The sequence below is a fragment of the Roseobacter sp. N2S genome (assembly GCF_031454055.1).
Lineage (GTDB): Bacteria > Pseudomonadota > Alphaproteobacteria > Rhodobacterales > Rhodobacteraceae > Amylibacter.
This window is the reverse complement of record NZ_JAVDQB010000005.1, coordinates 193,254-214,582: the sequence shown is the minus strand read 5'-3', so window position 1 is coordinate 214,582 and position 21,329 is coordinate 193,254. Positions and strand designations below refer to the sequence as shown.

Sequence of the window (21,329 nt, the reverse complement as noted above, 5' to 3'; positions counted from 1 at the left end):
CCTATGGCTGATTTCCATCAGAACGGAAATATCGCAACGCTGCATAACCTGCGCACGCAGTCACTGGCAGAAATGACCTACGAGCTTGAAACTTTTGCGCAAAATCGCAAGATGGCGCTGGTGTTACCCTGTCTGTACAGCGAATTGGCAACCGATGCGATGCCCAAAATCCTCGATGAATTGTCGCGGGTCACCTATCTGAACCGCATTATTATCGGGTTGGATCGCGCCGATGAAGCCCAGTTTCGCCACGCCAAAGAATTCTTCAAAGGGCTAAAGCAAAACCACATCGTGATCTGGAACGACAGCCCCCGCATGTTGGCGCTGGAACAACAACTGGCCGAAATGGGGCTGGCTCCCTCTGAACAGGGCAAGGGTAAAAACGTCTGGACGGCCATTGGCTATTTGATTGCCTGTGAAGACAGCGCCGTGATGGCGATTCACGACTGTGATATTGTCACCTACACCAATGAATTGCTGGCGCGATTGATCTATCCCGTGGCCAATGCCAATTTCCCCTATCAAGTGGCCAAGGGCTATTATGCCCGCGTGGGTCAAAGCAAGCTGAACGGGCGTGTGTCCCGCTTGCTGGTCAGCCCGCTGTTGATTGCATTGAAACGGGTGGTGGGGGATCGGGATTACATCGATTACCTGCGCAGTTTCCGCTATCCGCTGTCAGGCGAATTCGCCATGCGCACATCCATTCTGCCAGATTTGCGTATTCCGTCCGATTGGGGTCTGGAAATCGGCGTGCTGTCAGAAGCTTGGCGTAATCTGGCCCCGAAAGCCGTCTGTCAGGTGGAAATTGCGGATAATTACGACCACAAACACCAAGACCTAAGCGAGGCGGACGTGAACGCGGGGCTGAACCGCATGTCTACTGATATTTGTAAGGCCCTGTTCCGCAAACTGGCCGCTGATGGCACGGTGTTTACACCAAATGTGTTCCGCACCCTAAAGGCCACCTATTATCGCTGCGCACTTGACCTGTTGGACGCCTATTATAACGATGCGAAAATGAACGGGCTGAGCATTGATCGTCATGCCGAGGAACGCGCGATTGAACTGTTTACCGAAAATATCATGCGGGCTGGACAGTTCTTTTTGGACAACCCCCATGAAACGCCGTTTATCCCCACATGGAACCGGATTCACGCCGCAGCACCCGGTTTTCTGGCAGCATTGCACCGTGCCGCGGCTGCGGATGAGGCGGAGTTTTCCTAGCGTCGATTAGTGATCCACATACATTGATACGGGGCCAGCGTAATGCCGTCGGCCCCTGCGTCAAAGCTGGCATCCCCCAGCAGATCAACCCAGTCTTCATCCTCGATCAGGTTCAACAAAGCCGCCGATACACTGATGGTTTCGTCGCTGACATTGTGCAGCGCAAAAATAGATTGTGCGCGATCAATGCTTTGCCGCCAGACAGCAAACACCCTTAGATCATGTAGGTTTACGGTGAACTGCGTCGCATTTGGATGAAAGGCTGCTTGCTTTTTGCGGATCCGCAACCGTTCAGATAAAGACGCCATAACAAGAGCTTGTGGGCTGTCGCGATCTGCTAGCAAGGCCCGCAATGTGGGGTAATCCCAGCGGTGGCGATTGATGGCACGGCTCATGCCGCGGTGTTCGACCTGTTCGTGATCATTGGGTGTGGCCAGCATCGCGTGGATGTAAAACGCAGGAATACCTTCCAGCGACATGACGATGGTTTGCGAACAGATGAACCGCGCGTGATGGTGGGCGTCGATGCCGTTAAAGGTGCGCGACATGGCGGCATAAAAGGTGGTGTTCAGCTCATACGGGCTTTCTCCGCCATCTGGCAAACTGCGCATAGACACCAGCCCGCCAAGGTCTTTGACAGTGTCAATCACCTGTTGCTTTTCGTCTTCGGGCAGCAATCCTTCGGCCGGGCGCATGCCAATGCCGTCGTGGCTAGCAGTGAAATTCAGATAGGCACAGCCCATTGGCGCGGGGGGCATGGCGCGCTGCCATTTGTGCAAATACTGCGCGTTTCCAGACATCATCGCATGTAAAATCAGCGGCGGCAGCGGGAAATTATAGATCGCATGGGCCTCACGTCCCGCACCGAAATAACTTAGGTTTTCGGCCTTTGGCACATTGGTTTCAGTGAGCAAAATGATCTTTTCCGAGGCGTAATCACACAGCACCCGCATCAGCTGGATCACCGCATGGGTCTGGGGTAAGTGGATCGACGGAGACCCAATTTCCTTCCACAGGAAGGCCACCGCATCAAGGCGGATAATTTCCACCCCATTGTCCACATGCAGGCGGATAATGCGCAGGAATTCTAACAAAACTTCTGGATTGCGGAAATCCAGATCAATCTGGTCATGACTGAAAGTACACCACACATGGCGCGGCCCATTGGCGGTTTCGACCTCTTGCAGCAGGGGCGTTGTGCGGGGGCGCACCACGGTACTAAGGTCATCTTGGGGCGAGGCTTCGAAAAAGAAGCGGTCATAAGGCGCTTGACCCTGGCGATAGGCATTAAACCAACTGCCCTGACTGGACACATGGTTCAGCACCAGATCAGACATCAGATTGAACTTACCCGCAATACGCTGAATATCAGGCCAGTCGCCCAGTTGCGGATTGACCGCGCGAAAATCAGACACCGCAAATCCATCATCCGACGTATAGGGAAAAAACGGCAGGATATGGACGCTGTTTAACGTACCTTCCAAATAAGTCCCCAAAAAATCATAAAGCAAATCCAGCGGTTTATGGGCACCATCCACAATCGAATTGCCATAGGTGATCAGCAGGGCGTCCTGCTCTGACCACAGCGTATTGCCCGGAACCCGCCCCCGTTTGCGCCGCGATGATCCTTCAGGCCAGAACGCCTCAATCACCAGCGAGGACAGAATATCCGCATCAAGGTCAGGATAGATCCGCTGTAAAATAGACGCCAGCTTCGGGCCAAGGGAACGCGCGGTGTCTGTCATGCTTCCAATACTCGCCTGTTTTAATTCGTTTCAATTCAAAAGCTAACACGCAAGTTTCAGCTAAGCGAGTTGAACCCGAAAAGAAGTTCCATAGGTTGGGTTTGGAAGTGGCTGTGGGTATCCCCTAGCCAAAGAAGGCCAAAGCTGCACAAAAATTACGCAAGACACGAAGCCCCCGCACGTCACAACTGATGGGCGGGGGCCTGTTTCACTGCCTTTGGACAACTTGACGTTGCGTCCCCAGACTCGCAACAGACAGTTCAACCACATCCCCATCGCGCAGGAATTGCGGTGGATTCAGGCCCAGCCCCACCCCTTCGGGGGTTCCGCTTGCGATAATATCGCCGGGCAGCAGGCGCATGAAACGGGACATATAGGCAATGATTTCAGCCACGCCAAAGATCATATCAGCGGTGGAGCTGCTTTGATGCATCGTACCATTCACCGACAGGTTTAACGCAAGGTTCTGCGGATCGCCCACCTCATCCGGTGTGACCAGCCACGGGCCGATGGGGCCAAAGCTCGGCGCGGATTTGCCTTTGATCCACTGCCCGCCCTGTTCCAATTGATAGGCCCGCTCGCTGACATCATTAATGGTGCAATACCCCGCCACACAATCCAACGCCTCGGCTTCACTGACATAATCGCAGTTGCGACCGATCACGATGCCCAGTTCCACCTCCCAATCGGTTTTGGTTGACCCTTTGGGCAGAATAATCGGGTCATTCGGGCCGCTAATACATGAGGTGGCTTTTGAGAACAGCACTGGCTCTGCGGGTTCGGGGTTGTTGGTTTCGCGGGCGTGGCGGGCATAATTCAAACCAACCGCATAGAAATTTCGCGCCGCCCCAACACAAGCGCCAATGCGGGTTTCAGGGGGCACGATGGGCAGCGTTGACAGATCGGTGCCCGCCAATTTGTTCAGCGTCTCAATCGTGACAGTCGTAGGCGTAAAATCTGCGATCAAACCTGACAGATCGCGGATTTGACCCTGTGCATCCAGACACGCAGGCTTTTCCAGACCCACTGGGCCAAAACGGAGGTATTTCATCACTTTTCCTTTCAAAAACGGGTATTTATCGTGCGATTACTTTGTACCAAGGATCATATCAGCGGCTTTTTCCGCGATCATCACAACCGGGGAGGCCGTGTTCCCCGACACAATCCGTGGCATGATCGAGGCGTCCACCACCCGCAGCCCGGTAACCCCGCGCAGGCGCAATTCAGGGTCAACCACCGCGCGATCATCCCCCCCCATACGGCAGGTGCCGACAGGGTGGAAAATGGTCGTGCCGATGTCCCCTGCGGCGCGTGCCAGATCAGCATCATCAGCAATCTGCGCACCGGGTAGATTTTCATGAGGTGCGTATTTTTGCAAAGCAGGCATGGTCATCAATCGGCGGGCCTGCCGCAAAGAGGCCACCGCCACATCAATATCCGCGCGGGAACTTAGGTAGCGCGGGGAAATATCAGGGGAATGCCCAATCCCCCTAATCCCCTTGGCGGAAATATGGCTCGATCCACGGCTTTCGGGGCGCAAATTGCACACGGACACCGTCACGGCGGGATAGGGGTGCAAAGGCTCTCCCAACCGATCTGTAGACAGGGGCTGAATGTGATATTCCAAATCGGGCGTGGCCAATCTGGGGTCACTGCGCGTGAAAATCCCAAACTGGCTTGGGGCCATCGACAGCGGACCAGAGCGGTTCCACAAATACTGCGCGCCCATAGCGATTTTACCAGACAGGGAATTGGCGATCTGGTTCAATGTGCGGGCATTTTCCACCCGAAACACCATACGCAATTGCAGGTGGTCTTGCAGGTTCTCCCCCACATCGGGAGAGTCCAGTTGCACTTCTAGGCCCGCATCTTTCAGCCGTTGCGGCTGGCCGATCCCCGAGGCTTCCAACACGGCAGGCGAATGGATTGCCCCGGCCGCCAACAGGATTTCAGCCTTTGCAGTGGCCCGTAGATCTTCGCCCTTACAGGACATCTGAACCCCCGTGGCACGGCCATTTTCAAAGGTTATACGCTGCACATGGGTCTGGGTCAGCAGCCGCAGATTGGGGCGTTTCAAAGCTGGGTTTAGAAAGGCACGGGCTGTGCTCCATCGACGTCCAGCTTTCTGATTAACCTCAAAATAACCCGCACCTTCATTGCTGCCGCTGTTGAAATCCGAAGTGGAAGGAATGCCCATTTGCGCCGCCGCCGTTTGAAAATCATCCAGCAAATCCCATTTCAACCGCTGGCGCGCGACTTTCCATTCCCCCCCTGCTCCGTGCAGCAGGCTTTCCCCCTCGGCGCGGTCTTCAGAGCGAATGAAATAGGGCAGCACATCGTCCCAACCCCATCCCGCGTTGCCCATTTGCGCCCAACCGTCGTAATCCGCCGCTTGACCGCGCATGTAAATCATACCGTTGATCGAACTGCACCCGCCCAGCACTTTGCCCCGCGGATAGGCCAGCGCCCGCCCGTTCAATCCGGGCTCTGCGGTGGTTTTCATCATCCAATCCGTACGCGGATTACCCATACAATACAGATAACCAACGGGGATATGAATCCAAGGATAGCTGTCCTTTCCGCCTGCCTCGATCAGCAGAACCCGATTGCGCGGGTTGGCCGACAGGCGGTTTGCAAGCACACATCCTGCCGTACCCCCACCAATGATAATATAGTCGTATTCGCCGTCTAACCTGCGTGTCATTTGGTAATCCGAAGTTTGATTTTAGGGGCAGTGGCGTCAGTGGATTGCGATGGCCGGAAAGGCGACCAACAGGCCAACAGCGATCATTTGCAAGACGATGAATGGCACCAGTGATCGGAAAATCTCACCCAAGGTGATATCCGGCGGCGTCACACTTTTCAGGTAAAACGCCGCGGGGCCAAAGGGCGGCGTCAGGAAGGACACTTGCATGTTCATGGCAAACAAAACGCCGAACCAGACCGGATCGTAGCCAAGGTCTTTGATGATCGGCACAAAGATCGGCATGGTCAAAAGCGCAATGCCAACCCAGTCAAGGAACATGCCCAAGACGAACAGAATAAGCATCATAAACAAGATGATAACCGTCGGAGAATCCGAAACCCCCGAAATCAATTGCGAAATAAACCGGATGCCGCCCATCAGGTTATAGACGCCGACCAAAGCACTGGCGCCGATGCCGATCCACATGATCATCCCCACCGTCGCCAACGTGTGAAGCGAGGCATCAAGCAGCATTTTGAACGAAAACTCACGCCGCAAAATGGTTGAAAAGATCACGCCCGCCACCCCGATGGCCGAAGCCTCGGTCACGGAAGCAATGCCGCCATAGATCGAACCCAGCACGAAGAACACCACCAACAAAGGCAGGAACAAGCCGCGCAGCAGTGGTAGGTGGTCTTTTAGAATAACGGGGTTTTCAGGGGGTGCGGGGGCGGCATTCGGGTCCGTATAGGACCGAAACAGAATATAAAGAATATAAAGCCCCGCCAGCATGAACCCCGGCAAAAAAGACGCCGTGAACAGATCGCCCACTGACACATTTGCGGTCAAACCATAGATGATCAACACGATGGACGGCGGCACCATTGTTCCCAGCGCGCCCCCCGCACAAACCACGCCAATGGCCAAGCGGCGGTTGTATCCCAGCCGCAGCATTTGGGGCAGCGCCACAAGCCCTAGCAAGACGATCTCGCCACCGATGATCCCGCTCATGGCCGCAAGGATCACGGCCACAAAAATCGTCTGGATCGCCACGCCACCGCGCAGGCGTCCGCCGATCAGTTTCATCGCATCAAACAAATCCCGCGCGATGCCGGATCGATCCAGCACCGCTGCCATCAGCACAAACATCGGCACGGAAACGAAAACAAAAGACGACACAAAACTGTAAACGCGACTGGTAATCAGCGGCACCGCGTTCGGGCCAAACCAGCCCACCGCAAAGATCAGCGCCACAAAAAGCGTGACCATGGCCAAGGGTGCGCCCGTCAGCAACAGGCCGACCAGCAAGGCGAACATCAGCAATGTTCCCCAGCCGATGCCAAGCGCCTTTAGGTTCAATCCGAAATCGAGAAGGTCATACATCGTCATAGCCTTGTGGCGCTTTTGGGCGGCGCATATAATTGAAAGTCAGGATCAGGAACTGTAGGCTCATAGCGATCAAGACGAGCAGTAAGAACAGTTTCAACAAGGCGGGTGCTGGCGAATTCCACGCGCTACCGCTTGTTTCCAAAAAGAAGTTTCCATCAGGGCGAAACAGCGCCTTTTTCACCATCAGCCACGACGCCCAAGCGAAAAACAGGCTGGCGCACAGACAGGCGATGGAGATCAGAACATCCAGAATACGGCGCAGGCGCGGGCTGACGAGGTCATAAACCAGCACAACCCGAATGTGCGAGTTGCGGGCCACACAGTATAAACCGCCGAAAATGAAGGTGATCGCACTTAGGAAAGTGGTGGTTTCATGGGCCCAAATCGTCGGACTGTTGAACACATAGCGCAGAAAAACCTCCATCACGAGCACGGCCATGGCCACCAGAATACCCACGGCAAACAGGCGCGCGATGCGGGTGATCAACCAGCCAAGCCATCCAGCCTGCGGCAAAGATTCTTGGTCCGGCGTGCTGACATGGGGCGCCGTAAGGGACAGGGGATCAGGATCAGGGGGCGGGGACATAGCGAGCCAATCATTTGAAAATCGTGGTTTTATGTTGGGCAGCGCCCAAGAAAGGTTCGGGCGCGTATCACTGCGCCCGAACGGTTTGGATCACTTTAACAAGCCCTGATCGGCCAGATATTCAGTCAAAAGGTCATAGACTTTTTGCGCATTTTCCGACCGCGCGGCCACTTTCGCCCATTGGTCCATTGCGATTGTGCGGAATTTTGCACGCTCTTCTGCGGGCCAGTTGTGAACGGTGATGGCGGGATCGGCTGTCGCCTCGGCAAAGGCTTTCAGGTCGTTCATGGACAGAGTAGCCACCGCATCCTGCGCAAAATCGCGCACTGAAACCGTCATTATCGCCTGCAAATCTGCCGGCAAAGCATTCCATTTGTCCAAATTCATCGACACCTCAACCAAAGGCATCGAATGAAACCCCGGGTAGACGGGGTGAACCGCAACCTTATGCAGGCCCTGCTGGTGATTGGTGGAAAACACAGTGGAATCCGCTGCGTCAATCACACCTTTATCAAGGGATGTGTAAACCTCTGAGTAAGGAAGGTTAACGGGAACAGCCCCTGCGGCCGCGAAGACCTCTTGGATAAGACCTTCTGGGGCGCGAACTTTCAAGCCTTTCAGATCCGCGACACCGTCCAAAGGAATTTTGGAAACAAACCCTTCAAGACCGGTTGTTGTCGCGCCAATGAAATGCAAACCATAGGGTTCTTCCAAGGCGTTCATCAATTCATAGCCGCCACCGTAATTGATAAAACGAAACATTTCATCGGGTGAAGACCAAGCCCCTGTCGGGTTTGCAACCAGACCAAAAGCGGGGTCTTTGCCAGCGAAATAGCTGACGTCGGTGATGTGGCCGTCCAGAATACCCGCACCAACGGCGTCTTGGGTTTCGTTGTAATCCACAACGGCGCCGACAGGCAGCAAATCAATGGTCAGGCGCCCCCCGGACATGGCTGCAACCCGTTCTGTCCATTTTTGCTGAATGCCAAAGTTCGGGTTACCTGCCGGGTCAACCGATTGGAAAGTCATTTTAAATTCTTGCGCAGATACGCTGGCGCCGCTGATCAAACAGGTCGCGAGGATCGCGCTTAACGAGGTAAATTTCATGGTGCTTCTCCCTAGTTTGGGCATGTATTCAAGATCCCATACCCTTGGACCATTCCGGTGTTTCTGCTGTCATGCAACGTCGCTTAGCGATGCTGGGACAGGTGTATTCACAAGGTTGCGCAACCGACCTTCGGTCAAAAATTGCATGGCTGTTTCCACCGAAAGGCGTCTGGCGTCAGACACGCTTTCGGGGCTGGACCACGCCGCATGGGGGGTAACAAACAGCCGCTCGCCCACGATCGGATCCTTGCCATTTGCATAGGCCAAAGCGATTTCGTCGGATGGGTTGGGGGGTTCCACTGGCAGCACATCAATCCCTGCGCCTGCAATTGTGCCATTGCGCAATGCAGCCAGCAGGGCGGAAATGTCGATGATCCCGCCACGGGCTGTGTTAACCAATATGGCATGGGGCTGCATCTTCGCCAGTTGCGCAGCGTTCATCATGTTTTGGGTCTGCGGCGTCAGCGGACAGTGCAGACTGACCACATCACTTTGCGCCAATAACTCTTCGAGCTGGTCACAGCGATCCACACCTGCGGCAATTTCCGTGCCCCGTGACACCAGCGGATCATAGGCCAGCACCCGCATCCCAAACGCTTTGGCCCGCAGCGCCGTAGCTATCCCAATCCGTCCCAATCCGACCACACCAAAGGTCTTACCCCGCAGTCGCGCCAGCAAAGGCGCACGCGCATGGTCAAACCCCGTTTGCGGCGATTCCATCAGGTTTCTGTGGTACGATCCAATGCCGCGCCGCAGAGTTAACATCAGGGCGATGGCGTGGTCGGCCACCTCGCTGGTGCCGTAATCAGGCGTGTTGCACACAGGAATGCCCGCTTTGGCCGCCGCATCCAGATCAATGTGGTCAAAACCGACCCCTGCCCGCACGATAATTTTGCAGCGTTCCAGCCGCGAAATCAGATCGGCGTTAACCGGCATTTCATGCCAGACCACCATGGCATCACATTGGCTCAGCGACTCGGCTGATATTTGATCCGGTGACCGCGCGCGGAAAATATCCCAATCCACCTGATCCCCTGTGGTCTGTCGTTCAATCTGGGCATCGTCAGGGTATTGGGCATCGGGCGTCAGCAGGCGGAAACGGGACATGGGGAACCTCTTTGGGGCGCTCGGCGGGAGCGGCTGTTAACTTCACATACTAGAATTCTAGAATATACACAGCTTGTCAATCCGGTATTTTTAATGTTTTATAACGACGCAAAATCAGTCTATTGCGTGCTATTCTGCTAGCGAGCCTGCTGGACGTACCGAAAAGGAGCCCCCTGTGTCGCTGACCCAAAAAGCCTGTGATCGGCTAAAAGACGCGATTGTGTCTGGAAGATTCGAATTCGGAGAACGCCTGTCCGAGGAGCAAATCGCCCGCGCTCTTGGCATGAGCAAAGCCCCCGTGCGCGCCGCCTTTATGGACCTGCGCGACATGGGTTTGGTCACCATCGTCCCCCAAGCGGGCACCTATGTTTTCATCCCCTCCGCGCAAGACGTGGCTGAGATGAGCAGTTTTCGCGCCATGCTGGAAAGCCAGGCCCTGCGCAGTGCCTTTGAACGGGATTCAGGGGCATTGGCGCAGGGGTTAACCGTGGCGATCACCCAGATGGAACATGCGATTAATTCTGGGGAATGGGCGCAATATAGTCAGGCCGACAGCGCCTTTCATCGGGTGATTTTGCAACAGGCAGGCAACCGCTATGTGGAAAAAGCCTATGACCTGACCGCCACCGCCCTAGAGGCGCTGCGTGCCCGTCTGCAATCGGGTGAAGGCAATTTCTGGCAACGCTCTTTCGCCGAGCATATCAAGATGCGCGACTTTATCGCAGGCGGGAATCTTGATGCAGCCCATGACCTGTTGCAGGACCATATCCTGATTATCAACCGGTCAATTTCCCTGCCATCGGCCAGTGTTTTGCAGCACAGCAAGGGGCGGCGTTTGACGGATGAACGCTGTATGGAATTGCTGTCTGACCGGGCCTAATCGGTCTGGAAATCTTCGCGCAGGTCATCGCCGAAAATCAGCATAACAGGCATGGTGGATTTTGCGGCTTTTGCCAATGCATCGGTGAATTCTTGCGCACCGGTTGGTCGATCAACCGCCCAACCACAGGCCAGCGCAATCGCGGCTATATCAGGGGTCAGAATATCCACACCCAGCGGCGCAATACCGTTGCTTTGCATGTAGGATTTGATTTCGCCGTAACCATTATTGTCATGCAGCATCAGGATCACGGGGGTCTGTGCCTCGACTGCGCTGGTTAATTCTGCCAGCGTAAATTGCAACCCGCCATCCCCGACCAAAGCGACCACAGGCCGATTGGTCGCGCCCAAAGCTGCCCCTACGGCCGCAGGCAAGCCATAGCCAAGTGTACCGAATCCTGTGGCTGAATTGAAATAACTACTGGGCGTTGCAGCAGCAAATCCTGTGTTGCCAGAATAAACCAATTGTGTTGAATCGCCGACGAATATCGCATCGGGCAGCATATCCCGCATCAGGGACAGCATCTTAAGATCACCGCGCAAGGCTTTGGGAAGATTGGCACAACCCGTCATGGCACGCTGCGCACGGGCGGCCCCATCAGTACGCCCCGAAGGTTTTAACCCCAACGCCAAAGACACTGCGGATTCTTCTGCGTCAGCGATCAAGCCAATCTGGGCCACGGGGCCGCGCCGGATTTGCAGCGGGTCCAATTCGACACGGATTAGCGGGCAAGGAATGGTAAACCCGCCATCCTCGTAGAAATCATAATCGGTCAGTCCAAATTCCGTTCCCAGCGCCAGTACCACGTCAGCCTGTTCTATCAACCGACGGGTTTCGGGCATGGACGGCGTCAAGCTGACCGCAAGCGGATGATCGGGGGGCAGAATGCCACGGGCGTTTGTGGTCATCACCACGGGGGCGTCCAGCATCTCGGCCAGATGTTGAATTGCGGCGGCGGCGCGCACGGCACCGCCCCCTGTCAGGATCACGGGGCACTTAGCGCTTGCTAACAACTTTTGTGCCTCGGCCAGTGCTGCGGCGGCTGGGGCGGGGCGGGCCAAAGGCGGCGCGCGGCGCGGGGTTGGCAGGTGATCGGCAGAGGCGAGCATTACATTCATCGGCAATTCCAGATGCACGGGGCGGGGCCGCGCGCCTTCAAACAACGCAAAGGCTTGGGCCAGTGCGGGGGCTAATTCTTCGGGGCGGTGAATGGTTCGGCTGAACGCTGCAACCTTATCAATCATGCCCCGCTGGTCGGGCATTTCATGCAGCCAGCCTTCGCCAGAATCCATGCGCCCGTGGGAGTTTACTGTTGAAATCACCAGCATCGGAATCGAATCCGCATAGGCCTGGCCCATGGCGGTGGTGATATTGGTCATGCCGGGGCCGGTGATGATAAAGCAGACACCGGGCTGGCCGCTGACCCGCGCGTAGCCATCGGCCATAAACCCCGCGCCCTGTTCATGGCGCGGCGTGATATGGCGGATCGAACTGCCGCCCAGCCCACGGTACAATTCAACCGTATGAACACCCGGAATGCCAAAGACAGTGTTCACGCCGTAGGATTCCAGCAGTTTTGTCAGATATTCGCCCGTCGATAGCGTCATGTTGTTTTCCCCTCCGCACGTTTGCGCGCTATGATTTGCACCGCGGTCCGGATCAGGATTGCGCTGACCACCAGCACAATCAGCACCACAGAAATCGCCGCGATTGCTGGGTCGATATTGTCGCGCAGACCCATCCACATCATCCGTGGCAACGTTGCGATATTCACCGAGGTGATAAAGATCGTCACGCCGATTTCTTCCCATGACAGCATGAAGGTCAGAAAGAAAGCCACCATCACCCCAAAGCGGATATTGGGTAGAATTACGCGGAAAATTCGTGTGCCCAAACCAGCACCCATCGCCCGCGCGGCAAGGTCGATGCGTCGATCCACTTGGCTAAGGGCGACAGTAATCAGCACCACCGCGAATGGCACGATCATCACCGCATGGGCCAGAACCACACCCGCAAATGTGTCATAAGCCACCAGATCGTTATAGCCCCCGAGCGAGATCAAAAAGAAATACAGGGTCAGTGCAGACACCACCGGAGGCGCCACCATCGGCAGCAAGGCCACCCCCATCATCAGCCCCGCAAAACGCGGCTGCATCATCCAAATGCCAAGACTAAAGAACAATGCCAATGTGGTCGCCAACCCCGCGCTGGTCAGCCCGATGCGCACCGACAGCCACACCGCCTGTCCCCATTCGGGATTGTCGATCAGGGTGCGATAGTGGCGCAAAGACCAGTCATCCGTTGGCACCGAAAGATAACGCAGCGGGGTAAACGATACGGGGATAACCGCAATCAGCGGCATCAACAGGAACACCGCAACCAGCGCGGCTAAAACAGACATCAAGAGGCCCGGACGATTAACCATTGCCGCGCCCCGCTGGATTGGCGATGCGCATCAACAGCGCCATCAACACGCCCACCGTCAGCATCAGGATCACACTGATCGCCGCCGCCAGCCCCCAGTTCGGGTTTTGGAAAATATACAGGTAGATCAGCTCGGCCACCATAACACTGCGCCCGCCGCCCAGAATGGCAGGGGTCACAAAGAACCCTAGCGCAAAGACAAACACCACCAGCGCCGCCCCCAAAATGCCCGATCCCGTCATTGGCACAAACACCTGCCAAAACACGCGCGCGCGACTGGCCCCCATGCCCCGAGCAGCCATCAAAGCCCGCTCGTCCAGATTTCGCATGGCAGTCGCAAGGGGGAAGACCGCAAAGGGCAGCAGGAAATGGCTCATTCCCACGATAACGCCAAATTCGTTGCGCACCATGGCAAGCGGTTCGTTAATGAGGCCGATGCTTTCCATCCAGCCGTTCAGAATGCCACGATTGGACAGCATGGCCAACCAGCCAAAGGCCCGTGTCAGCAGGGAAATCCAGAACGGGATCAGGATACACAGCTCCATCACCAGCCGCAGAACCGGCCCGCCCCTGATCCACAACAGCGTCACGATATAGGCACCGATCACTGAAAACACCGTCACCAGCGCACAAATCCGCAAGGTCCGCAGAAAGACTGACAAGATCAGCGGATCACTCAGCGCCGTGGCGTATTGGTCAAACCCAAGGTCAGGCTGGGTCACGCTCCACCGCATGACACCTAGAAAAGGCAGCACATAGGTCAGCCCCAGAAACAGCAACAGTGGCCCAAGCAAGAGTATATATCGGGGGATGGATTTCATGCGCCGCCTTTCAGTTGGATCGCCCCGACGCGGTGGTCGGGGCGACTAAATTCAGGACGAAATGATCTTCAGGTATTCATCCAAAGCCGCGCCGTAGTTTTCTTCGTACCACGCCATATCAAGGGGCAGTTGCACGGCGAAATTGGCGGCGTCCACAGGGTTAAACCGCGCCTCATCCTCGGGGATCAGCGCGTCTGCGGCGGGGTTGGCTGGCCCCTGCCCCAACATTTCAAACATCACTACCTGTTTTTCAGGGTCTTGGGCTGCGGCGATGAACTTCATCGCATTTTCCTTGCCGCCCGGATTGCCTTTCAGCACCGCCATGGCGCCCGGTGAAATCAGACCTTCATCCCAGATGAATTTCACATCACCGCCAGTGTCTTCTTCGATCAAACGGGCACGGGTAGACCAGATCAGCGCCATGGACGCATCACCGTTCAACAACAAGGACTGGCTTTCAGACCCGCCACCCCAAAAGGCGACCACGTTTTCTTTAAACCCTGACAGCTTTTTATGGGCCCGCTCAATATCCAGCGGATACAGATCCTCTGCCGCAACACCGTCAGCCAGCAGCAAGGCCTCCCACATGCCAACGCCCCATTTGTACATGGCCCGTTTACCAGGGAATTTTTCAGTATCAAAGAAATCCGCCATGCCTGCTGGGGCGGTGTCACCGAATTTTTTGGCGTCATAGGCGATGATATACGAAAAGAAATAGCTAGAGGCCGAGTATTCCCAGCCGAAGCCCTCGCGCATTTTGCCTTTGTCCACCACATCATAGTCGATAGGTTCCAACATGCCTTTTTTACCCAGAGTTTCGGCTGAAAACGGGTCTACATCAACGATGTCCCAGCTGGGTTTGCCGCTTTCGTGCTGGGCCGCAATTGCGCCTTCGGTCGGGCCGGAACCGTCTTGTTTCACCACAACGCCGTTCAAGGCTTCAAACGGGGCGCCATAGGCTTTGTCATAGGCCGTGCCCGCATCGCCGCCCCAGTTTACAAACACCAGTTGGCCAGTGTCTGCATGCACAGGCGCGCCGTTCAGCGCCAGCGTGCTGGCCCCCATCAGCATCAAGGCCATCTGGGTAAACCCGCGCCGCGTGATCGTGTTGGAAGAGCTTAATGTGTTTTTATTTTTCATTTTTATAGATCCCTAGTTGGTTTGGTCTTTGCTTTGATTGGTATTTTCAGGTCTGTCTCCAATCTTTGGATTTTACAGATACAACCCCCGTTCCGAGGGCCAGCCCGCCCAGACCTCTGCACCCGTAGCCAATCCTTCGGGTAGACTGGCGGTCGGCACATGCAGGATCAGCGGCACATCGCCTTTGGTGCGCAGCGACAAGCGCGTTTCAGATCCCAGATAGGTCAGATCTTCTAGTCGGGCCGCGATACCGTTGCCCGCTGCGGGTTTGCTTTGGTGCAATTGCATGTATTCTGGCCGCACCCCCAAAAATCCGCTTGGCGTGCCAGCATCAGGGCCTGCAACAATCGCGCCGCCCTCGAACTGGCCGTTCGACAGGGGCAGAATGTTGATATCGCCCAGAAATTCAGCGACAAAACGGCTGGCGGGGCGTTCATAAACATCGCGCGGGGCGGCCACTTGTTGCAACTGGCCGTGATCAAAAATTGCCACGCGGCTGGACAGGGCAAGCGCCTCGGATTGATCATGGGTGACAAAAATAAACGTGGTTCCGATTTCGCGGTGCAGGCGGCGAACCTCATCTTGCATCTGACCGCGCAGATTTTTATCCAGCGCAGAAAACGGTTCGTCCAGCAGTAGCGCCGAGGGTTCATAGGCCAAAGCCCGCGCCAAAGCGACCCGCTGTTGCTGGCCCCCCGACAGGCCCGAAGGCCGCTTGTGGCCATGCCCGCCCAGACCGACCATTTCAATCATGTCCTGCGTGCGGCGTTTGATTTCCGCGCTGCTGCGGCGCTGCACCTTAAGCGGGAAGGCGATGTTTTGCTCAACAGTCATATGGGGAAACAGCGCATAGCCCTGAAACACCATACCAAAGCCCCGTGCCTCGGCAGGCGCATGGGTCACATCAGTGCCGTTCAAGAACAGTTTGCCCGCACTTGGGGCCTCGAATCCTGCAAGGATCATCAGAAAGGTGGTTTTGCCAGACCCGCTGGGCCCAAGCAGAGTCAGGAATTCCCCCCGCCCCACGGTCAGGCTGACATCCTTTAGGGCGGTGAACGTCCCAAAGGTCTTGCGGATATCCTGCGCTCCGATTTCGGCAGCCGTGGTTTTTTGGGGCATAAGTGTCTCCGTATTCTGCTGACCATACGAGCAGGAAATCAAAACGGGCAACTGAATTTTTTTCCCCGCTTTGACAAATTTAGTTTGCCGTTGAGGGATGTTAGGGATCGGGCATCTGATCCATCATCCAATCGCGAAAGGCCGCAACAACGGGGCTGGGTGGGGATTCTCCGGGGATCACCAGAAAATACGATCTCGGTGATTTGATCGCCAGATCAAACGGGCGCACCAACTGGCCCGATGTGATCGAATCGTGGCAGATAAACGCGTCCCCCATGGCAATGCCTTGGGACGCCAGACAGGCCGCATAGACCATGTTCATGTCACAAAACACCACCCCCTGACGGGCCTTTGCTTCTGCCAGACCCGCAAGGCGGAACCAGGTTTCCCAATCTTCATAGGCAGACAGGTGCATCAACCCTGCCCGCAACGCATCGCTGGGTTCAGACAGGTTCAGGCGGTTCATCAGCGCGGGGCTGCACAGCGGGGTGAATTCCACCTCTTGCAACAGCTCCACCTGCATATCGGGCAAATTACTGCCTGCAAAGGCGATGAACAGGTCCACTTCGGGTGTGCTGACATCATCGAGCCGCCTTGGGGTCACGACCGTCAAATCCACATCCGGATAGGTTTTATGAAAGCTGCCGATCTTGGGGCACAACCACGAAGACCCGAATCCCGGTGTGCAACTGACGGTCAAAGACCCGCTGACCCCGCGTCCTGCATTGCGCGAGGCGGCCCCTGCGATGGTCGATAAGGCGCGGCGGATATCAGCCGCATAGGTCGCGCCTTGGGGCGTCAGTTCCAGCCGTGTTCCCACACGGTTATACAGGCTGAACCCCAGATCCCGCTCCAACTGGCGCAACTGGTGGCTAACGGCGCTGCGGGTGATGTTCAGGTCTTCGGCTGCCCGCCAAACGGTGCCCAATCGGGCAAAACTTTCCAAGGCTCGCATGGCTTGGGTCGAGGGTATCCGCAAGGTCGCTTCTCCTGTTTGATCGGGTGACTTAGCCGCAGAATATCGCAACTTTCAACAGATCGGTGAAAATCATTTGCCGTTGCCACGAAAAGGTTTCACTTTCTTGCGGGGGCATCCATTCGCTAACTCTGTGTCTGAGGAGAATACCAATGCCCCTAACAACCGCCCAAAAAGACGCCATCGCCCATGTCAGCGCACAGGCCCCTGCCCTGTCCGACTGGTGCGCGCGCATTTTCGACTTTGGCGAAACCGCATGGCGCGAATATCAATCTGCTGCGTGGTACGTTGAAACACTGCGCGCCGAAGGCTTCACCGTTGAAGAAGGATCGGGGGGCATGCCCACCGCCTTTTGCGCAGACTGGCAAAACGACGTGGGCAGTGGAGAGATGCCGATCATCGGCATGTATGCGGAATACGATGCGGTGCCGGGCAACTGTCAGGCCGCCACAACCCACAAAGCGCCTCGTGAAGGGTTGGGGTATCAAGCGGGCGGGCATACCGATCCCCATTCGGGGCTTGGTATTTCGGGGCTTGGCGGCCTGCTGGCCACCAAATCTGCGATGATCAAACACGGCATTCGTGGTGGTTTGCGCTTTACGGGCGAACCTGCGGAAAAAGTGCGCGGGTCCAAACCGATCCACGCGGCCAAAGGGTATTATGACGGGTTGGCGGCCATGTTGTCGTTTCACCCGTTTTACATGCTGCCCATGTGCAATACCGTGCGGCTGGATACCCACTGCGGCGCGGCCTATTCGATGATTTACCGCTTTATCTGTGATGCCCCCGAAGGTTGGGGGGCTGCGGATGGTGCACCGATCCCGCAATCCCATTCCGCTGTGCGTGCCCCCGGGGCCAATGATGCGCTGGTGATGATGTATCAATCGTCCAAAATGCTGCGCGAATCCATGTTGCCCCATCAAGGCGGCTGGTCCATTTCCGAGGCGATTTTGACCGCAGGACAGGCCACCGCCGACAATCTGCCCGCAGGTCTGGCCGAAGTGCAATATATGATGCGCGTTCCCACCCTTGCCATGGTAGATCAGGTGACGGCCGTACTGGATCGCAACGCGGCTGCGGCGGCAGACATGACCGGATGCCGTTGGGAACGCCACTGGGTTTGCAAATCCCGCCCCGGACTGGCGAACCATGCGATTGCAGGCACAGTTTGGGAGTCGCTGCAGGCGGTTGGCGCGCCAGAATGGGGTGCAGAGGCCATCGGCATCGCGCAGGACATCCAAAAAAATCTGGGACTGAGCCCGATGGACCACCCGTTTTTGGACGCATGTTCCAACCTGATTGACCCCGAACAGGCCGAAGCAATCCTGCGCCACGACCTGCCCCCGTCACAGCGCAATTCCACATCGGATGATTACACCGATATGACGTGGCACACCCCCACCGCGCGGTTTTATATTGCCCGCCCCGCGCTTAAATCCCCCGCAGGGGCAGGCGCTTATCCCGCTTGGGTGATGAATGCCATGGGCGGAATTCCCGCCACCATCGACCCGATGGTGCAGACCGCTGCCAAGGTCTTGGCGGTCTCTGCCCTACGCCTGTTACAAGATAAAACTGCCCGCGATGCCGCAATGGATGAATTCAAACAGCGTACTGGTGGCGGGATTGGCGGCACCGATTGGTGCGCCCCGCTTTGCGATTACGACCCGCCGGTGCATTTCCGCTGGCCCGAATATGTAACCACCCCCCGAGGCCGCGACTGGTGGATTCCCTCTGCCATGCCCGGCGCTTGATCTGAAAGGATTTATAATGTCACTTGATAGCCCCGCAACCGAAGCATTCACCCTGCAACGCCGTGCCAAAGGCGGCGGCACTGCGCCCTTGACGCACTGGGGGTTTGCCAATGAAACCGACCCGCTCAGCGATGTGCTGCTCGGCTCCCCCGCCCACCTGCGCCACCTTGCAACCTCCAGCCTGTCGCGCAAATTTCTGCGCGATGCGCCCTGTAATATTCAGGTGGCACAGGCCCAACACGCCGAACTGGTGTCGGCCTATGAACATTTTGGTGTCAAAGTCCACTTTCACAAACCCGAATCCGAATTGCCCATGCAGGTCTATGCGCGGGATTCCAGCGTCATGACCCCCTACGGCGCAATCATCACCGCCATGTCACAGTGGTGGCGGCGCGGTGAAAACTATGCCGCGATCCGCAGTTATGAAGCCCTTGGCATCCCGATCTACGACATGGTCACCGCAGGCACATTTGAAGGCGGCGATTTCAACGTGATCGAAGAAGGCTGCGTGTTGATCGGTTGTGGCGGCGCACGTACCCAAGAGGAAGGCGCACGTCAGGTGCAAAGCTGGTTTGAAGCGGAAGGCTGGGAAACACGGCTGGCCTTTATCGACGAATACTATGTGCACATCGACCTGATGGTGGTGCCCATCGCTGAAAAACTGACGGCGGTTTGCCTTGCCTGTACGGACCCTGCGATTGTCGATTGGCTGAAAGCAAAGGGGCATGAAATCATCGACGTGCCGTTCCAGGACACCATGGCCTTGGGGTGCAATTTCATGTCGCTTGGCAAGGACAAGGTGATCGCGCCCACATCGTCAAAAACTCTGATAGACCAACTTCGCGCCCGCGGGTTCGAAGTGGCAGCCGTGGACACGCAAGAGATTTCCAAAACCGGTGGTGGCATTCACTGTATGGCGCAATCTTTGAAACGTGTTGCTGCCTGAATTTAAAAGCGGTCCCGCATGTGGGGCCGCTTTTCCGCTCTGAAAGACATAGGCCTCTGAACGAAGCCCGTTAAATTACGAGCAGTATTTAAACCTGAATTCCGACGAAATTTTAGGTTCCAAGAATATGATTCGCGGAAGGGTATGTGGAAAATTCGACAACGATCTGACCAAGTTTCCACAGTTGCTTTGCAGGACAAGCGACCCTTGCCGCAGGGCGTCCATCAGGCGCATTAGGCGATCGGTTCGGTCCGTGCTGACGCAATCTGTCAACAGGTATCAGATAGGACAAGGCATGACTCAATTTCAGGATATTCCCATGCCGACAGTTTACCACGCCCCAAATTCCCGATCGACGTCGATCCTCCTCCTGATCGAGGAAATGGGCATCACCGACCAGATCGACGTAGTCAACGTTACGGTTGCACGACAGGATGGCAATGGAGGCCCGGATGCACGTAATCCGCATCCCGAGAAGAAGGTGCCCTATCTGACTGAAGGGGACGACCATGTGCGCGAGCGCGGTGCAATTGTAACTTACCTGACGGATATGTTCCCAGAGTCCGGGCTCGGTCGGCCCGTAGGACACCCGCAGCGCGGAAAATTCCTAAGCTGGCTGTTTTACTATCAAGGGGTGATGGAACCTGTGCTTGTTCTCGACTGGGCCAAGATCGAACATCCCGCGCTGCACGCAACCTTCCGCGACTTGGATGCCATTATTACGTGTCTGGACACAGCGCTGGAGGACAAGCCCTACCTGCTCGGAGCGCACTATTCAGCAGTTGATTTGCTGCTTTCGAGCCCATTCCAATGGCTACCCGACGCCACGCCCCAGAAGCCGTCCATTCAAGCCTGGATAGAACGCTGCGCCAATCGTCCGGCGTTGACGGCGGTCATGGCACGAGAGAGCGCTGGATTGCGGGCGTAGATTTTGGGTGCAAACCTAGGTCGATAATCTGCGCACCCTAAACCAAGAACCGACGATGAGATATCTCACCGTCGGTATCTTTTCGCTCGGCATGACCCCGCAAACGGGGCTGCTATTTGAACTGGCTTAACGGTTTACAACCAGTAAATCGGAACACCGTAATGTTCATGGGTGCGGCGTTCCCAATCCCGATCCGCGGACCAACCTTCGAATTGTTCGGGCGCGCCTTTTACCTCGGCTTCTGAAATATCGGCCACATAGCCCTCTTTTTGGGTGTCATAGTGCAGCTTGCCCCAAGGCACCGGATGGTGGTCTTCACCAAGCCCCATAAAGCCGCCAAACCCCATCACCGCGTAGGCTACATTGCCCGAGGCTTTGTCGATCATCAGATGGTCAATCGCGCCAATTTTTGCGCCGTCATTGCCATAAACATTCGTGCCATTCACATCAGAAGAAGACACAAGCGGGTGTGCAGATATGGTATTCATTTTCTTTCCTCC

General features: G+C 56.2%; 19 protein-coding genes. 5 read left to right on the top strand and 14 right to left on the bottom strand.

The annotated features are described in order from the left end of the window. Positions 1-3 precede the first annotated feature (3 nt). Entirely contained in the window at positions 4-1,224 is a 1,221-nt protein-coding gene (locus GGE09_RS13825) for a glycosyl transferase (RefSeq protein WP_309746735.1), read from the top strand. Here GGE09_RS13825 and GGE09_RS13820 read toward each other — a convergent pair. From GGE09_RS13820 to GGE09_RS13790, 7 genes are all read right to left on the bottom strand, one after another. Continuing rightward, positions 1,221-2,969 (bottom strand): sugar phosphorylase, encoded by a 1,749-nt coding sequence (locus GGE09_RS13820; RefSeq protein ID WP_309746734.1) that lies wholly within the window; start codon positions 2,967-2,969, stop codon positions 1,221-1,223. The genes GGE09_RS13825 and GGE09_RS13820 overlap by 4 nt on opposite strands. Before the next feature lie 208 nt (positions 2,970-3,177). Then, positions 3,178-4,020: a fumarylacetoacetate hydrolase family protein gene (locus GGE09_RS13815; RefSeq protein WP_309746733.1), complete on the bottom strand. Its 843-nt coding sequence runs from the start codon at positions 4,018-4,020 to the stop codon at positions 3,178-3,180. A gap of 36 nt (positions 4,021-4,056) precedes the next feature. After that, a complete protein-coding gene (locus tag GGE09_RS13810) occupies positions 4,057-5,673 on the bottom strand; it encodes a GMC family oxidoreductase (protein ID WP_309746732.1) in 1,617 nt (538 codons plus the stop codon). A gap of 36 nt (positions 5,674-5,709) precedes the next feature. Continuing rightward, on the bottom strand, positions 5,710-7,038 hold the full coding sequence (locus tag GGE09_RS13805) for a TRAP transporter large permease subunit (RefSeq protein WP_309746731.1): 1,329 nt from the start codon (positions 7,036-7,038) through the stop codon (positions 5,710-5,712). Then, positions 7,031-7,630 carry a TRAP transporter small permease gene (locus GGE09_RS13800; RefSeq protein ID WP_309746730.1) on the bottom strand — a complete coding sequence of 200 codons (600 nt, stop codon included), beginning with the start codon at positions 7,628-7,630 and terminating at the stop codon, positions 7,031-7,033. The genes GGE09_RS13805 and GGE09_RS13800 overlap by 8 nt, the downstream gene beginning before the upstream one ends. 90 nt (positions 7,631-7,720) lie before the next feature. Continuing rightward, a complete protein-coding gene (locus tag GGE09_RS13795) occupies positions 7,721-8,737 on the bottom strand; it encodes a TRAP transporter substrate-binding protein (RefSeq protein ID WP_309746728.1) in 1,017 nt (338 codons plus the stop codon). 69 nt (positions 8,738-8,806) lie between these two features. Then, on the bottom strand, positions 8,807-9,844 hold the full coding sequence (locus GGE09_RS13790) for a C-terminal binding protein (protein WP_309746727.1): 1,038 nt from the start codon (positions 9,842-9,844) through the stop codon (positions 8,807-8,809). Positions 9,845-10,019: 175 nt separating this feature from the next. Between GGE09_RS13790 and GGE09_RS13785 the strand changes: the two genes are divergently transcribed. Beyond that, a complete protein-coding gene (locus tag GGE09_RS13785) occupies positions 10,020-10,724 on the top strand; it encodes a GntR family transcriptional regulator (RefSeq protein WP_309746726.1) in 705 nt (234 codons plus the stop codon). Here the strand turns inward: GGE09_RS13785 and GGE09_RS13780 are convergent. The 6 genes from GGE09_RS13780 to GGE09_RS13755 form a co-directional block, all read right to left on the bottom strand. Continuing rightward, positions 10,721-12,331, bottom strand: coding sequence for a 5-guanidino-2-oxopentanoate decarboxylase (locus GGE09_RS13780; RefSeq protein WP_309746725.1), 1,611 nt, complete (start codon positions 12,329-12,331; stop codon positions 10,721-10,723). The genes GGE09_RS13785 and GGE09_RS13780 overlap by 4 nt on opposite strands. After that, entirely contained in the window at positions 12,328-13,125 is a 798-nt protein-coding gene (locus GGE09_RS13775; protein ID WP_309746724.1) for an ABC transporter permease, read from the bottom strand. The genes GGE09_RS13780 and GGE09_RS13775 overlap by 4 nt, the downstream gene beginning before the upstream one ends. Positions 13,126-13,141: 16 nt before the next feature. Next, positions 13,142-13,969 carry an ABC transporter permease gene (locus GGE09_RS13770; protein WP_309746723.1) on the bottom strand — a complete coding sequence of 276 codons (828 nt, stop codon included), beginning with the start codon at positions 13,967-13,969 and terminating at the stop codon, positions 13,142-13,144. Positions 13,970-14,020: 51 nt separating this feature from the next. Beyond that, positions 14,021-15,109: an ABC transporter substrate-binding protein gene (locus tag GGE09_RS13765; protein WP_309746722.1), complete on the bottom strand. Its 1,089-nt coding sequence runs from the start codon at positions 15,107-15,109 to the stop codon at positions 14,021-14,023. 72 nt (positions 15,110-15,181) lie between these two features. After that, a complete protein-coding gene (locus GGE09_RS13760; RefSeq protein ID WP_309746721.1) occupies positions 15,182-16,228 on the bottom strand; it encodes an ABC transporter ATP-binding protein in 1,047 nt (348 codons plus the stop codon). Positions 16,229-16,328: 100 nt separating this feature from the next. Beyond that, positions 16,329-17,207, bottom strand: a complete 879-nt coding sequence (locus GGE09_RS13755; protein WP_309746720.1) for a LysR substrate-binding domain-containing protein — start codon at positions 17,205-17,207, stop codon at positions 16,329-16,331. Between the two features lie 149 nt (positions 17,208-17,356). On the opposite strand from GGE09_RS13755, the gene GGE09_RS13750 reads away from it, so the two are divergent. The 3 genes from GGE09_RS13750 to GGE09_RS13740 all read left to right on the top strand — a co-directional run bounded on the left by GGE09_RS13750 (position 17,357) and on the right by GGE09_RS13740 (position 20,829). Then, on the top strand, positions 17,357-18,955 hold the full coding sequence (locus tag GGE09_RS13750) for an amidohydrolase (RefSeq protein ID WP_309746719.1): 1,599 nt from the start codon (positions 17,357-17,359) through the stop codon (positions 18,953-18,955). 16 nt (positions 18,956-18,971) lie between these two features. Continuing rightward, complete coding sequence (locus GGE09_RS13745) at positions 18,972-19,901, top strand: dimethylarginine dimethylaminohydrolase family protein (protein WP_309746718.1); 930 nt, start codon at positions 18,972-18,974, stop codon at positions 19,899-19,901. 295 nt (positions 19,902-20,196) lie between these two features. Further along, positions 20,197-20,829: a glutathione S-transferase family protein gene (locus GGE09_RS13740; RefSeq protein ID WP_309746717.1), complete on the top strand. Its 633-nt coding sequence runs from the start codon at positions 20,197-20,199 to the stop codon at positions 20,827-20,829. Positions 20,830-20,963: 134 nt separating this feature from the next. On the opposite strand, the gene GGE09_RS13735 is transcribed toward GGE09_RS13740, so the two are convergent. After that, complete coding sequence (locus GGE09_RS13735; RefSeq protein WP_309746716.1) at positions 20,964-21,317, bottom strand: PRC-barrel domain-containing protein; 354 nt, start codon at positions 21,315-21,317, stop codon at positions 20,964-20,966. Positions 21,318-21,329 lie beyond the last annotated feature (12 nt).

Excerpts from the sequence above, each read along its gene's own strand:
- GGE09_RS13805 (WP_309746731.1), bottom strand. The coding sequence starts at position 7,038 with ATGTATGACCTTCTCGATTTCGGATTGAACCTAAAGGCGCTTGGCATC.
- GGE09_RS13800 (WP_309746730.1), bottom strand. The coding sequence starts at position 7,630 with ATGTCCCCGCCCCCTGATCCTGATCCCCTGTCCCTTACGGCGCCCCAT.
- GGE09_RS13780 (WP_309746725.1), bottom strand. The coding sequence starts at position 12,331 with ATGACGCTATCGACGGGCGAATATCTGACAAAACTGCTGGAATCCTAC.
- GGE09_RS13820 (WP_309746734.1), bottom strand. The coding sequence starts at position 2,969 with ATGACAGACACCGCGCGTTCCCTTGGCCCGAAGCTGGCGTCTATTTTA.
- GGE09_RS13815 (WP_309746733.1), bottom strand. The coding sequence starts at position 4,020 with ATGAAATACCTCCGTTTTGGCCCAGTGGGTCTGGAAAAGCCTGCGTGT.
- GGE09_RS13760 (WP_309746721.1), bottom strand. The coding sequence starts at position 16,228 with ATGCCCCAAAAAACCACGGCTGCCGAAATCGGAGCGCAGGATATCCGC.
- GGE09_RS13735 (WP_309746716.1), bottom strand. The coding sequence starts at position 21,317 with ATGAATACCATATCTGCACACCCGCTTGTGTCTTCTTCTGATGTGAAT.
- GGE09_RS13810 (WP_309746732.1), bottom strand. The coding sequence starts at position 5,673 with ATGACACGCAGGTTAGACGGCGAATACGACTATATTATCATTGGTGGG.
- GGE09_RS13790 (WP_309746727.1), bottom strand. The coding sequence starts at position 9,844 with ATGTCCCGTTTCCGCCTGCTGACGCCCGATGCCCAATACCCTGACGAT.
- GGE09_RS13775 (WP_309746724.1), bottom strand. The coding sequence starts at position 13,125 with ATGTCTGTTTTAGCCGCGCTGGTTGCGGTGTTCCTGTTGATGCCGCTG.
- GGE09_RS13750 (WP_309746719.1), top strand. The coding sequence starts at position 17,357 with ATGCCCCTAACAACCGCCCAAAAAGACGCCATCGCCCATGTCAGCGCA.
- GGE09_RS13825 (WP_309746735.1), top strand. The coding sequence starts at position 4 with ATGGCTGATTTCCATCAGAACGGAAATATCGCAACGCTGCATAACCTG.
- GGE09_RS13795 (WP_309746728.1), bottom strand. The coding sequence starts at position 8,737 with ATGAAATTTACCTCGTTAAGCGCGATCCTCGCGACCTGTTTGATCAGC.
- GGE09_RS13740 (WP_309746717.1), top strand. The coding sequence starts at position 20,197 with ATGACTCAATTTCAGGATATTCCCATGCCGACAGTTTACCACGCCCCA.
- GGE09_RS13745 (WP_309746718.1), top strand. The coding sequence starts at position 18,972 with ATGTCACTTGATAGCCCCGCAACCGAAGCATTCACCCTGCAACGCCGT.
- GGE09_RS13770 (WP_309746723.1), bottom strand. The coding sequence starts at position 13,969 with ATGAAATCCATCCCCCGATATATACTCTTGCTTGGGCCACTGTTGCTG.
- GGE09_RS13765 (WP_309746722.1), bottom strand. The coding sequence starts at position 15,109 with ATGAAAAATAAAAACACATTAAGCTCTTCCAACACGATCACGCGGCGC.